The sequence below is a fragment of the Paenibacillus sp. J22P143 genome, assembly GCF_059692035.1.
Genome location: NZ_JCAUAQ010000001.1, coordinates 584,729 through 597,591 on the forward strand (window position 1 = coordinate 584,729; position 12,863 = coordinate 597,591).

Below are 12,863 nucleotides of genomic sequence, written 5' to 3' on the forward strand. Positions count from 1 at the left end.
GTTATAGTATACCATTTACTGAAGCGAGGTTGAAGGAATGGGAACCGTGTATAATGGCGTTAAAACAAGAGAAATCAGTTTCCCACTCAGGGGAATTGGCCTCGCAGGCAACGGTCGGCTGGTAGATTGGGAAATTTTCAACCGCCCCAACAAGAAGAGCTTTAACGGTTTTAGCCACTTTGCTATACAAGCAGAACGCGACGGCGTAGTTGTCGATGCACGTGTGCTAAATGGCGATATGCAAGCTCCCTATGTCGGTGAACATATTCGCGGTGGCCCCTTGCAAGCCGACGATTCCAGTTTACCTGCCGCCTTCTTCGAGTGGGAGCTTGAAAACACAACTATACGTTATGCTTATCGGCCAGCAATCCGATGCTATCGGAGAAAATCGTTCACGCTTACAGTAAAAGCAGCGTTGAGCACAGCCGCGATTTACATAGGATAAAGCTAGGCTCGAATCCATATAACAATGAAGAGCCACAATTTGGGGATATCAACATAGCTACGGATACGGCGGATGTTAGTTATCAAGACTTCTGGTATCGAGGTGATTGGTGCGATAATCTGGAGATGTTCTGGTATGATTTCAATCAGCCAGGGCCTTTGAAAAACAGGCAGTATCACGAGGATGAGCGCCCGCCTTATAGGAAGGACACGGCATCTTTAGCCGCGTATATCGCATTGATGCCCGGTCAGAAACACAAGATCCGATTCACGATCTCTTGGCATTTCCCTAATGGTACGAACTATTGGAACCCTAACCCATCCGGTCCTAATATGTGGAAAAATTACTATGCAACGTTATTCCAAGATTCGGAGTCAACCACTCAGTACGCTTTCGATCATTGGGATCGCCTATTTGGTGACACCCTGACTTTTAAACAAGCTTTATTCTCATCCACTATGCCAGCTGTCGTGCTGGACGCAGTTTCTGCCAATCTATCTGTCATCAAAACAGCAACTAGTTTACGTCTGACAGATGGTTCCTTCTATGGGTTTGAAGGCTCCATCGCAGATACCGGCTGTTGTGAAGGCTCCTGCACGCATGTTTGGAACTACGCTTATGCATTGCCGTTTCTGTTTCCTTCTTTGGAGCGAAGCATGCGGGATCTCGACTTCACGTACAATCAACGCGAGGATGGTCGCATGTCATTTCGGTTAATGCTGCCCCTTGGTCGAGCAAGAAGTGAATACCGCGCCTGCGCGGACGGTCAATTCGGTGGTGTGCTGAAGGCGTACCGTGGGTGGAAAATTTCTGGGGATACAGCGTGGTTGCAGTCCGTTTGGCCAGCCATCAAACAATCGATCGCGTATGCCTGGGCCGAATCGAACGAAGATCAATGGGACCCTGAGAAGAAGGGAGTTCTAACAGGCCGCCAGCATCACACCTTGGACATGTAACTTTATGGAGCCAATTCCTGGTTGAGCGGATTTTAATAAAACATCAAATCGCAGAGGCTGTGTTATCGATCAGGTCATAGCCCAGTGGCATGCCAATCTGTGCGGATTAGGTAAAATTTTCGATAAAGAGCAAACCTGTAGAGCGTTGAAATCGTTATACCAGCATAATTTCAAATCCAGCATGCGGCAAGAAGCCAATACTTGGCGGCTATACTTCCTTAATGACGAAGGTGGACTTGTCATCTGCACATGGCCGAAGGGTCACTTGTCATGGGCTGGGGAACGTATGAGCAAACACCAGAACAGATTAAGCTTCAGGTACTAGGCGGTAAGCTGGAGCTGCGCATATCCAGTTCAAATGAATTCAGAAAAGCCACTTATTATCAATCTCTGCTAATCCCAACAAAAGGACAAAACGCCACACAGCTCGTGTGGCGTTCTCTTGAGCCTTCATTTTCTAAATACCTAAAAATTTGGCAAGCTTATCAAGCAAACGTTGTTGGGATGACAATTGTATCGATATGTTGTCAAATCGATTGTTTAGTGATTCTTCATTTGAAACAACGTGTGTGTTGACTGCTTGTTCTATTAGATCATTTAATTTCTGCGTGTTGATTTCGTAATTTTTACGCATTTCTTGTTCTAAATCGGTGACACTTTCCTTATGTTGCTTTAGCAATTCATATGTCGCTGCATGCATTTCCTCCCTAAGATTTTGCTCCAGAGTTTCTGTAATCTTGGGTTGAACGGTTTGGAAATCTTGCTCCAACTTCGTGACAATATCATGAAGTTGCTTCTGGATTTCACTTTTAGATACAAGCATTTCACCTCTAAGGGTTTGCTCCAGAGTTTCAATATTTTGATTCAAAGCTTCTGTCAGCTTGGGCTGAACAGTAGAAATCTCTTGTTCCAACCTCCCGACAATTTCATAAAAATGCTCCTGCAGTTCACTTGTAGATACAAGTATTTCACCCTTGAGATTCTGAACTAGAGCTTCTGTGATCTTGGGTTGAACAGTTTGAAACTCATGGAGCTCATTTTCTAACTTCGTGAATCTTCCATGTTGTTGCACCTGCTGTTCCCTTGCCAATGCTAGCATTTCACCTCTAAGGGATTGCTCCAGAGCTTCTCTCAGCTTTGGCTGAGCGGTTTGAAACTCATGGATTTCTTTTTCTAACTCCGTGAATCTTTCCTGTTGTTGCTCCTGTAGTTCCTTTGTCGATACTAGTATTTCACTTGTAGATGCTAGCATCTCACCCCTAAGGGTTTGCTCCAGGGCCTCTGTCAACTCGGGTTGAACGGTACGAAACTCATCGAGCTCAGCTTCTAACTTCGTGAATCTTTCCTGTTGTTGCTCCTGCAGTTCCATTGTCGATGCTAGCATTTCACCTCTAAGGGTTTGCTCCAGTGCCTCTGTCAACTCGGGTTGAACAGCACGAAACTCATCGAGCTCAGCTTCTAACTTCGTGAATCTTTCCTGTTGTTGCTCCTGCAGTTCTTTTGTCGATGCTAGCATCTCACCTCTAAGGGTTTGCTCCAGTGCCTCTGTCAACTCGGGTTGAACGGTACGAAACTCATCGAGCTCAGCTTCTAACTTCGTGAATCTTTCCTGTTGTTTCTCCTGCAGTTCCTTTGTCGCTGCTAGCATTTCACCTCTAAGGGTTTGCTCCAGAGCCTCTGTCAACTCGGGTTGAACGGCACGAAACTCATCGAGCTCAGCTTCTAACTCCGTGAATCTTTCCTGTTGTTGCTCCTGCAGTTCTTTTGTCGATGCTAGCATCTCACCTCTAAGGGTTTGCTCCAGAGCTTCTGTCAGCTTAGGTTGAGCGGTATGAAACTCATAGATTTCTTCTTCTAACTTCGTGAATCTTACATGTTGTTGCTCCTGTAGTTCCTTTGTCGTTGCTAGCATTTCACCTCTAAGGGTTTGCTCCAGAGCCTCTGTCAACTCGGGTTGAACGGTACGAAACTCATCGAGCTCAGCTTCTAACTTCGTGAATCTTTCCTGTTGTTGCTCCTGCAGTTCCTTTGTTGATGCAAGTATTTCTCCTCGAAGGGTTTGCTCTAGAGCCTCTGTCAGCTCGGGTTGAACGGCACGAAACTCATCGAGTTCAGCTACTAACTTCGTGATTCCTTCCTGTTGTTGCTCCTGCAGTTCCTTTGTCGATGCAAGTATTTCACCTCTAAGGGTTTGCATCAGAGCCTCTGTCAGCTCGGGATGAACGGTATAGAGTTCATGTTGCAGTTCTTTCACCTGATTAAAAACACTTTTATATTGTCTATCTAGCACTTCAATATTGACGGCAAGTTCGCTGCTGTCATCTTGTTCAATCACTTCAGCTACCTTATAAGTAAAAATCTTGATGATATTACGAAGCTCTGCAACTTCTTCGGAAATACCATTAAATTGAAGATTTAACGAATCAGCCATGTTTGTAAACCGGTCATTTTGATTAGCATGCTTCGTGGCTTCGATTATTTTTTCCATAAATGTAAGAACAATACTTCGAATTTCTGCAACTTCATTCGTGAGCTGATCAAACAGACCGTTGACGTAAATTTTAGTTGGTGCTTCTTGTCTACTACTTGAGATGGAAGATATAACAGCCAGTTGACTATCGTCTACTTGTTCGTTGATACGCCTCGAGGATTTATTTGCCTCTATTTTTTGCGTGAAAAGCAGTGCTAGGTTACGTAATTCCAAGGTTTCATTGCTTAAATGGGGGGTGGATTTATTTTCTATCTCAGGTAAGCTCAATTCTGGAGCAATCGCGGGCGAAGGCGTTATAAGGTTCTCTTCACCATTCGGAGTACGAATTCCTTTCTGGTACAATTCCTGTAAATACTCGTTGATCATCTTAAGTGTTTTATTGGCATCTTTCATTTTGGAAATCACTCGAAATACCTCGACAGCTTCTTCGGTATATCTTAATGATCCTCCCACACTCGTGGTCGGAAGAAAATCAGCAAAATGTTTGGACCATTCCACCACAGTGGCTTGTGTTTTTCTAATTGTACGTGCAATCTCATTGACCTTATATGTTCTTTTCATTGGTTAGCGATCATATCCTTTCTTCTTATGTCCCGGGGGCGTAGGCATCTATAACATGTTATTCAGGGCAATAAACAAATGACAATGAATGAGCGAAATAGTTAGCATCGCAAAGAGGCTGCCCTAAGTAGGACAGCCTCTTGTTTACCTGGTTACAAATCAGTTTCGGCCGATATTAGTTCCGCTTGGTGTACCCGCACCCAATAAATCGCTGCCAGTCGCAAGCTTCAAGAAGTTCCCTAAATTCGGAGAACCATCCGCATTCCGTGTGAGTGTCGGCGTTAGGCTTACGAAATCTGCATCACTCGCTATGAGGCCAGCTGCATTAGTACTCTGACCACTTTTCCACCAAACATTTGAGCTAGCTACATCGGTTCCACTTGTTTTATCACTGGAAGTTCCATTGTAAGACAAGTTATTTGTGAACATGTGCGTGCCTAGATCGAATGTGAAATTACCTTCACCGTTGCTAAATGACGTATTGTTGTTGAGGGTGATTGAACCAGGATTACTGTTGAACGTAAATCCGTGCTTTTTATTGAGATAAGCAACGGAATTGGTCACAATATGGTTGACTGCTATTTTTTCCCCACCTAATTTGTAGCCGTTCCCGTCGCTGCTACTTGTCGAGTTCCCCGATGAGGTTTGACCGTTATGATGCGCTACACTGTTCTTAATCGTGATGGGATCAATCGGTCCAGTCTCTGATTTGGTGTACAAATCCCAACCATCATCTGTGTTGTAAGACGAGATACAACCATCAAACACATTCCCAGGTCCTGTGGTCAGCTTAGCTGCGAACCCATCCGCGTCTTCTCCGTTATCGGGATCGAAATTGTCATGCGAGTATACGTTCACAATGTGATTGTTTGCAGGCCACTCACTGCGAGTTGCTGTTGAAGCATATCGACCAAGCTGAACGCCTGTATCACGATTGTCGTGGACTTCCAAGTTCTCCAAACGATTGTTATTGCCCGCTACATAAACGCCATTATCGGCGGCTCCTTTAATTTCCAATCCCTTGATGGTCCAGTAACTGCCATTCACCTGTAGACCTCTAGCATTAAGGGATACGTCTGCCAAATTGTAGCTTTGTGAGGAGAAGTCTAGTACAGGCTTCTCTGATCCATATGGCATAATTTGTTTCACCGCACTTGCCGTACCGTTATTCGTACGATCAATCGTAATTTGACTGGTGTAGCTATAAGTTCCACCTCGTAAGTAAATGACGCCGCCTGAAGCAACCTTCGTTAGTGCCGAACTCAAAGTCGTTGGGCTTGCCAATGTCCCAGGATTACTATCGGATCCATTCGGATCCACATAGACCGCACCAGCAGTTGGAGGCGGTGTAGGTGATGGTGAGGCACTCGGTGGAACCGATGGAGACGGCGATGGTGAGGCTGATGGTGACGGTGATGGAGATTGCGTTGGCGACGGTGTCGAAGTCGAACCCGAGCTATCGGAAACAAGAATATCGTCAAAGCTAGCAGCCGCTTTATAGCCGATTAAACCGATGCCACCTGAGCTTAGACTCGTGTCCGTTGCAGTAAGCTGCAACGCGCCATTCACATACATGCGGATTGTCGATCCAGATAGTTCTAGCTTAACGGTATACCAAGTTCCTGTCGCAAGCGGGTAATCCAAAGTTGCCAGCGTCGTTGTGGAACCGCTTACTTTTTTACGGATTTCAAGCTTCCCGCCGCCGCTGTTATACAAAGATGCCGCATAGAAGTTGTTTCCATCTTGATAACGCCCCGCCACATAAGCTCGATTCGTCCCATTCCAATTATCGATTTTCACTTTGGATTCAACGGCATAATCCGTCCAAGCCACATTGCCCGCTGATGCACGTCCTTCACTTGAACTGGTTTGGCGATACACATAGGAGCCATTGTCTTGAACCACCGTCCATGTACCATTTTGCGTCGACCAGCCGCTTGCATCCCCATCATCGAAATTGTCGCTGAATAAATTAGCTGCGAAAACGGAAGGTATGACCATCATGCCAGCGATCAGTGTAGATGATATAAGCGCTGTAAGAGTGTGCGCGGGTTTAAGCTTTTTCATTATTGAATTTCCTCCTTAAAATGATGATGATGTCATATGCAATGAACACGTTAACATTTGCTTCATACTACCACGTCAAAGGGATACTAAGCCGTCAACTGTCTGACACCCCCTCATTCCTATTTCTCCCGGCTTCAAAGAGGAACTGGCCTGTATATGTCCCCCCCGACTATATCCAGTGATTACCAAGTGCGGCAATAATCATTTTTACATAAATTAACTTTCCGAGGTAAAAATAGGTCTCTTTAACCAGTCATAATCACTATCTCAGATGATAATCATTTCATTAGGTATTGGTCTAAGAAGGAGCTGTTAATGCTTGTTCCTCCTGGGTTTCGCGAAGTAGAAGTCTCTGATGAAGGTACCTGATTTTCGGCTAACGGACAAGGATGCCGCTATTTCGCTCGAATTGGATCTGTTTAGAATCTAACGGACACTACAGCCGTTATTTGAGCTTTATTTCTCGATGGATGACTGAATTCAGGTAAATAGAGGCGTCTGTGTCCGTTAGAATTTCAAAACCACTGATTTGGAGCAAATAAGGTCTTCTGTGTCCGTTAACGAGGAAACTAGGGGAAGTTGGAGTCGGGATTTCATCGCTTGGGGAAACTGATGCTGGATTCCAAGAATCCCCAGTGAAACTAGGGATCCCGATAATGTGAACGTGCGGCGAAGCCTGTTATGCGTGATCCTCGTTCGGCTAACGGACATGGATGCCGTTATTTCGGTCGAATTTGGTCTTTTCAGAATCTAACGGACACTACAGCCGTTAATTGGGAATTTTTCTCTATGGATGACTGAATACGGGGAAATAGAGGCACCTGTGTCCGTTAGAATTTCAAAACCACTGATTTGGAGCAAATAAGGTCTTCTGTGTCCGTTAGCGAGGATCGCTCGGGGAAGTTGGAGTCGGGATTTCATCGCTTGAGGAAACTGGTGCTGGATGCCAAGAATCCCCAGTGAAACTAGGAATGCCGACTATCCCAGCTACTCAAGTGAATCTCGGCACTCACAGCTTCAGCTGAAATGTCCGATAGCGCTGACGACCTCCGACAACAAGTAGCATTTGTTTTTCAACTAATTGATGCAGGATACGTCTTGTATGCCGATCAGTTAGACGTAAGTGTGTGGCAAGCTCAGATGGTGTGAAGGGGCGTAGAATGCGACGAGCGAACCGTATTATTTCTGCTTCTGCCCAATCCAAATCTGCTGGAGCCTCTGTCGAAAGGAATTTGCCCACAAATGAGAGAATGAGCTGCTGACATTGCTTCGGCTCTTCTTTGATAGACAAGTACGCAATAGGCAACAACACCCACCCATCGAGTGCCAACATGCTATGTCGCATGCATAAATCCTTAAACCTTTTAACATCAAGATCTCTGGCATGTGATGCATATCCTTGGATTTCGACAACGCCCTTGCCTCCCTCAGGCATGTACGCCAGATCCAGATATCGATATCCGTTATTCGAATCACGAACCTCCCACTCCGGATAGAGATGGTTGAAGTTTCCAATTGCTGGATACCAGATGCACCTAAGCAATTCTATAGTTCCATGCCCTAAGCCTTTCACTAGTAATTCTCGCCTTCTAGGATTTACTTCTGCATCAATCATTGATTTCATCCATTCTGCGTACTTTTCTTCGAACAAAACACTTCCCCCTTTTTCTCACACAAGCCATGAAAAAACAAAAACCGTTCCACTGCATCGCTCAAACGAGCGCGATGCAATGAAACGGCGTGTGCTTCACTCCGTCTAAATCTTTTGCTAATTAATAATATAAGAGAACATAATCCGTTTCACAAGTGTTACATTTCTAAACAGCAACTGCTCTACCCCCATCCAGCTAAATCATCACTCACATAGACATCAAATCCGAGTGCGGGACCTTTCCACACATTTTGCTAGTAGAACCGTACAAGTAATATTTGCCGTTCGCCTGATCAGGTAAGATATACGGATCGCGAAAATGAATATCGCTAATATGCACATAACCAATATTATCGCAAACAGCAGCATTAATTTACGTCAACCACTATTGAATGGAGTAATCGACCATGTACGTAAGGAAGCAAACGCCAACGTCCTTTTTCCGGCAGCATCATCATCGTAGGAATATGTCGGTCTGCACCATTGTTTGCTGGCCCCAGGGCGTTTGCCGAAGACAATAGATTAGATGAAAAGACTTCAATAATAGTATGCGATCCTTCTCTTACGGCATATATCTGGAATGGTCCAGCCAGCTCCTCATCTGTCCCCCAGAAGTGCCACATATACTTCTGGTTCTTTCCAGCTTTAAAACCGGCATCAATAAAGCCAACCTGTTTCTCAATGCCTCGCATCCAATAATTTCCTGATAGGAACATTGGGCTGCTTTCCCAAGATGGCGTTTCCATATTTACCGTTACATTGCCGAATAACTGATCGTCCAATTTCACGTCTAGTCGCCACATTCCTTCAAGAGGAAGTGCAAATCGGATCGTATACCTTTCAAGACCAGGATATCCAGAGCTAGGCGTTTCAATTTTCTCAGAAGCGACCGTCTCTAATCTTCCTGTTTGGAGCTGCACAGCCTGAATGGTTAAAGTTTTACCTATAAATGTCTCCATCGCATCTTCAAAATGAAACATATAGCCATTCATTTCTCCAGCCCTCGGGTTAGGCTCAGGAGCTACATAGAAAATCAGACGCCCTTGCTCGTAGTATTCTTTCTGTTCATGGACATTTACATAGTCGCGACTTGATCTACTTACGAAACCAAATACAAGAACTACAATCAGCAGCATAATAGCTGCTGCCCCAATTTTATATCTACGTCTTGAGGAATCACCGGCTTCATTTACGCGATAAAACACACGAGTTGTGAGTTGCTTTGTAAAATGACGATCTGCAAAAGGCGAGTCCGCCATTCGCTTTGCCCAGACAGGCTTTTCATCACGCATCACTTACGCCTCCTCCTTGTTCAAGGTTACTAACGCATTCATTTTTTTCTTGGCCCGATTCAATCTTGACTTGACGGTGCCAACCGAAACATGCAATAGCGTAGCGATTTCATTCATTTTGAGACCATAATGATAATCCAAAATAAGCACTTCCCTATATTTGCGAGGTAATGTCATCACCAAGTCCCAAAGATCTCGGTTGTCATTCCTATCGAATACAACTTGCTCCGCAGCTGGTGAGCTGCCAGTCGCGATGAACCGATTCGTCAAAGTTACTTTTCGAAAGAAGGCCCCTTGCAGATAATGGAGTGATTTATTTCTTGTTATTGTAAGTAACCAACTCTTCACTGAGCATTCCCCACGAAACGCATACATCCCTGTAAACGCCGCAAGAAATACTTCTTGGGATATATCGTCTGCCACATGAGAACGGCGTGTTAAGAAAAATGCAAAGTTCCACACATCATCTCCGAACTTTTCCATTAAGTCTCGTAGTACAAGCTCCCGGTCGTACCCTTGCGCCAAATGTTTTAAATACTCGAAATCGTTCGCCACACTCTCACCTCTATGAATAAGACCAAACAGCTCGGGAAAAGGTTCCTTTATGTGAAAAAAAAGAAGTAGCTCCAGACCTAAGTGTAAAGTCTGGAGCTACCACTTTATAGTTCAAGTGTAACTATCATCATTTTACGAATGTAAATAATCCTCAGCTAAAATCGCAAACTGTACGTGATCCTCGCGCATACCATTGATCTCCAACAACTTGCGAGCAAGTCCTTCTTGCTGGAAGCCAGCCTTTTCCAAAACCCGCATCGACCCCAAGTTACGCGGCATGACGCCCGCTTCCACCCGCTGAAGCCCTGCTTCGATAAAAGCAAAACGCAAGATCAGATGAATCGCTTCAGTCATGAGCCCCTTGCCATTGTGCGCCTGATCCATACAATAGCCAAGAATGCATTTCTGCAATGGCCCGCGCTTCACATCAGAAAGTGAAATATCGCCAATCAGTTCTTGTGTTTCATTCAGAAAAATTCCGAAGCAATATCTCTTATCTTCTTCTCTCAGTTGAATCGAGTTTTCAATGGATTTCGCTTGCGCATCTACTGTATACAAAGATTCATTTCGCAATGGGGAGACAGCCTCAAATAATTGACGATTACGTTCCATAAGACCCAGTAAAGCCTCAGTGTCATCTAGCCCAAGCTCACGGAGGTGGACTCTTTCTCTTCTGTCATTCATGGTTGTCATCTTCCTTTATCTCGAACTTTATTCCCGAATGGTTAATTCAGGCATTTCATCTTTCATCGTTTGCTTGATTGGCTTCCATGCTGAATCAAGTTGAGCCCTATCTAATGCGCTTACTTCGCTAAACGGAATGACTTCAAAATGACGGAAACTTTCATACTTATTATATGTCGGGATAAAGACAGGTTCAATGAGTTCGATGGAAGTCTTATCTAACCATTGCGTTTTCACAACAGTAATCTGTCCGATCCCGCCTATTAATTGGATGATACGATCTTGGGCTGACAAAAAGTTCCCTAACGAGTACATCACAAAGGTGCGTTTACCGTCTTTACGCGTAACCCAATCCATCGGCTGTAGCACATGGGGGTGTGTGCCAATAATGATATCCGCTCCCCAATCTGCTAATTTTTGAGCGAGATCTATTTGGTCATCACTTGGCGTGGTGTCATATTCGATCCCCCAATGGGCAGACACGACGACTACGTCGGAGATCAGCTTAGCCTTCTCGATATCCTTTTTCATGATTTCTTCTTCAAATACATTAACTAAATAGGGCTTATTCGTCGGAACAGCAATCCCGTTAGTACCATACGTATAGGCTAGAAAAGAGAATGTAATGTTATTCTTCGTTATCGTCCGAATCCGGTCCCTATCTGCTTGTGAAACAAAAGAACCGGTGTACAGCATGCCGATCTGGTTCCAATACTCCGAAGCGCTTAAGATCCCCTTCTCCCCCATATCCATCGCATGATTGTTCGCGTTCGTCACCAGTGAAATGCCGATATCGAGTAGCGCATCACCGACTTCATAAGGGCTATTAAATAGCGGATACGAGGATAATCCTAACTTGCTGCCACCGATAACCGTTTCTTGATTAGCTATCGCTACATCGGCCCCTTGAAGGATAGGCTTTACTTTGGTGAACATGGGTTTAAAATTGTACGTTCCATTAGGCCCTGCCGCATCCTGATACACGGTGTTATGTATCAGGATATCGCCAATTGCTGATAATCCAGCTTCCGAGACAACTGGCTTAGGCGACGGAGTTGGATCTGCAACTGGAGTTGGGGTCGGGGTTAGGGATGGAACTGGAGTTGGGGTCGGGGTTAGGGATGGAACTGGAGTTGGGACTGCAATTGGAAGCAAAGTTGGTAGATGTGATGGGGAAGCCTGCAAATTCTTGCCTTCATGGACACTACAGCCAACCACGACTAAACCACTAACCAACAAGAAAACGAGTAACGCCATTGCGCGCTTAATATGTGCCACTTTAATCCTCCAACAACTTATAGTGATGTATTCAACCCATACAGTCGAATCATGAAGATTGTATCAGTTATTGGTAAATATATATGTCGATTCCTCGTGTCGAATGGCACAATGAAAGTTCTGAAGTATTCTTAAATCTTCCTCATTCTCTACCCCTTCGGCAATCACATTGATTTTGAGATTGCGAGCGAGAGCAATAATCGTATTTACGATGGCTGCATTCGTAGGATTAACGGACATATCCTTAACGAAAGATTGGTCAATTTTCAAATGATTAATAGGGAAATCTTTCAAATAACTCAGCGAGCTGTAGCCTGTGCCAAAATCATCCATGGCGATCTGTAAGCCCATATTTCTAAAGCTATTTAACGTCGTTAGCGCGACTTGAACAAATTTTGAGAAGAAACGTCATCATTTCTATATGACTTTTGACGGATTGTTCCTTCCCGAGCAAATGCGTTTCTTTACGCAGAAATAATTTCTTTCGCATGGCCGTTTTACATCGTAAAAGAAATTCTTCTTCCGTTAGGGCATTGCGCGTTTTTTTGAAATAGTGCTTCCTTTTGAAAGAAATCCATCGCTCCGAACTCCAGAGCTTTTATCGCCGCATTGGAGCCTTCTTCCGTGTAGCTGCTTAGCATAATAACCGGCACAGGATGAAAGGTCATAATTTGGTTCAAAGCCGTTAAACCATCCATTTCAGGCATCTCAATGTCAAGTGTAACCAGATCTGGCTGTAGTTCTACGATTTTATCCAATGCATTGGCGCCATTAACCGCGAATCCAACCACCGTAAATTGCGGATCTTGATCAAAGAGCTTTGCAATCATATTTCGCATTACGATGGAGTCATCGACAATTAGAACACGGAATGTTCGCATTC

At 44.5% G+C, this 12,863-nt stretch carries 9 protein-coding genes and 4 pseudogenes; 3 read left to right on the plus strand and 10 right to left on the minus strand.

From position 1 onward, the window contains the following. Nucleotides 1-37: 37 nt before the first annotated feature. From AC58PQ_RS02930 to AC58PQ_RS02940, 3 genes and pseudogenes are all read left to right on the plus strand, one after another. Entirely contained in the window at nucleotides 38-445 is a 408-nt protein-coding gene (locus AC58PQ_RS02930) for a hypothetical protein (RefSeq protein ID WP_497240463.1), read from the plus strand. Continuing rightward, nucleotides 373-1,401 carry a GH116 family glycosyl-hydrolase gene (locus AC58PQ_RS02935; protein WP_497240464.1) on the plus strand — a complete coding sequence of 343 codons (1,029 nt, stop codon included), beginning with the start codon at nucleotides 373-375 and terminating at the stop codon, nucleotides 1,399-1,401. Before AC58PQ_RS02930 ends, AC58PQ_RS02935 begins: the two co-directional genes overlap by 73 nt. 49 nt (nucleotides 1,402-1,450) lie before the next feature. Next, nucleotides 1,451-1,726: pseudogene (locus tag AC58PQ_RS02940) on the plus strand (GH116 family glycosyl hydrolase); the annotation flags it as partial. Nucleotides 1,727-1,858: 132 nt separating this feature from the next. On the opposite strand, the gene AC58PQ_RS02945 reads toward AC58PQ_RS02940, so the two are convergent. The 10 genes and pseudogenes from AC58PQ_RS02945 to AC58PQ_RS02990 form a co-directional block, all read right to left on the minus strand. Beyond that, complete coding sequence (locus tag AC58PQ_RS02945) at nucleotides 1,859-4,453, minus strand: MerR family transcriptional regulator (RefSeq protein WP_497240465.1); 2,595 nt, start codon at nucleotides 4,451-4,453, stop codon at nucleotides 1,859-1,861. A 159-nt stretch (nucleotides 4,454-4,612) separates the two neighbouring features. Further along, nucleotides 4,613-5,821 (minus strand): annotated as a pseudogene (locus AC58PQ_RS02950) (right-handed parallel beta-helix repeat-containing protein); the annotation flags it as partial. A gap of 105 nt (nucleotides 5,822-5,926) precedes the next feature. Then, nucleotides 5,927-6,520: pseudogene (locus AC58PQ_RS02955) on the minus strand (LamG-like jellyroll fold domain-containing protein); the annotation flags it as partial. A gap of 1,009 nt (nucleotides 6,521-7,529) precedes the next feature. Next, nucleotides 7,530-8,144, minus strand: coding sequence for a transcriptional regulator (locus tag AC58PQ_RS02960; RefSeq protein ID WP_497240631.1), 615 nt, complete (start codon nucleotides 8,142-8,144; stop codon nucleotides 7,530-7,532). A 395-nt stretch (nucleotides 8,145-8,539) separates the two neighbouring features. Then, the gene (locus tag AC58PQ_RS02965; RefSeq protein WP_497240466.1) at nucleotides 8,540-9,463 is read right to left on the minus strand and encodes a DUF4871 domain-containing protein; all 924 of its coding nucleotides are present in this window, start codon (nucleotides 9,461-9,463) and stop codon (nucleotides 8,540-8,542) included. Nucleotides 9,464-9,466: 3 nt separating this feature from the next. Continuing rightward, on the minus strand, nucleotides 9,467-10,018 hold the full coding sequence (locus tag AC58PQ_RS02970; RefSeq protein ID WP_497240467.1) for an RNA polymerase sigma factor: 552 nt from the start codon (nucleotides 10,016-10,018) through the stop codon (nucleotides 9,467-9,469). Between the two features lie 132 nt (nucleotides 10,019-10,150). Further along, nucleotides 10,151-10,702: a GNAT family N-acetyltransferase gene (locus AC58PQ_RS02975; protein WP_497240468.1), complete on the minus strand. Its 552-nt coding sequence runs from the start codon at nucleotides 10,700-10,702 to the stop codon at nucleotides 10,151-10,153. Between the two features lie 27 nt (nucleotides 10,703-10,729). Next, nucleotides 10,730-11,980 (minus strand): CapA family protein, encoded by a 1,251-nt coding sequence (locus tag AC58PQ_RS02980; RefSeq protein ID WP_497240469.1) that lies wholly within the window; start codon nucleotides 11,978-11,980, stop codon nucleotides 10,730-10,732. 63 nt (nucleotides 11,981-12,043) lie between these two features. Then, nucleotides 12,044-12,349, minus strand: a pseudogene (locus AC58PQ_RS02985) (EAL domain-containing protein); the annotation flags it as partial. A 128-nt stretch (nucleotides 12,350-12,477) separates the two neighbouring features. Next, nucleotides 12,478-12,861 (minus strand): response regulator, encoded by a 384-nt coding sequence (locus AC58PQ_RS02990; protein ID WP_497240470.1) that lies wholly within the window; start codon nucleotides 12,859-12,861, stop codon nucleotides 12,478-12,480. Nucleotides 12,862-12,863 lie beyond the last annotated feature (2 nt).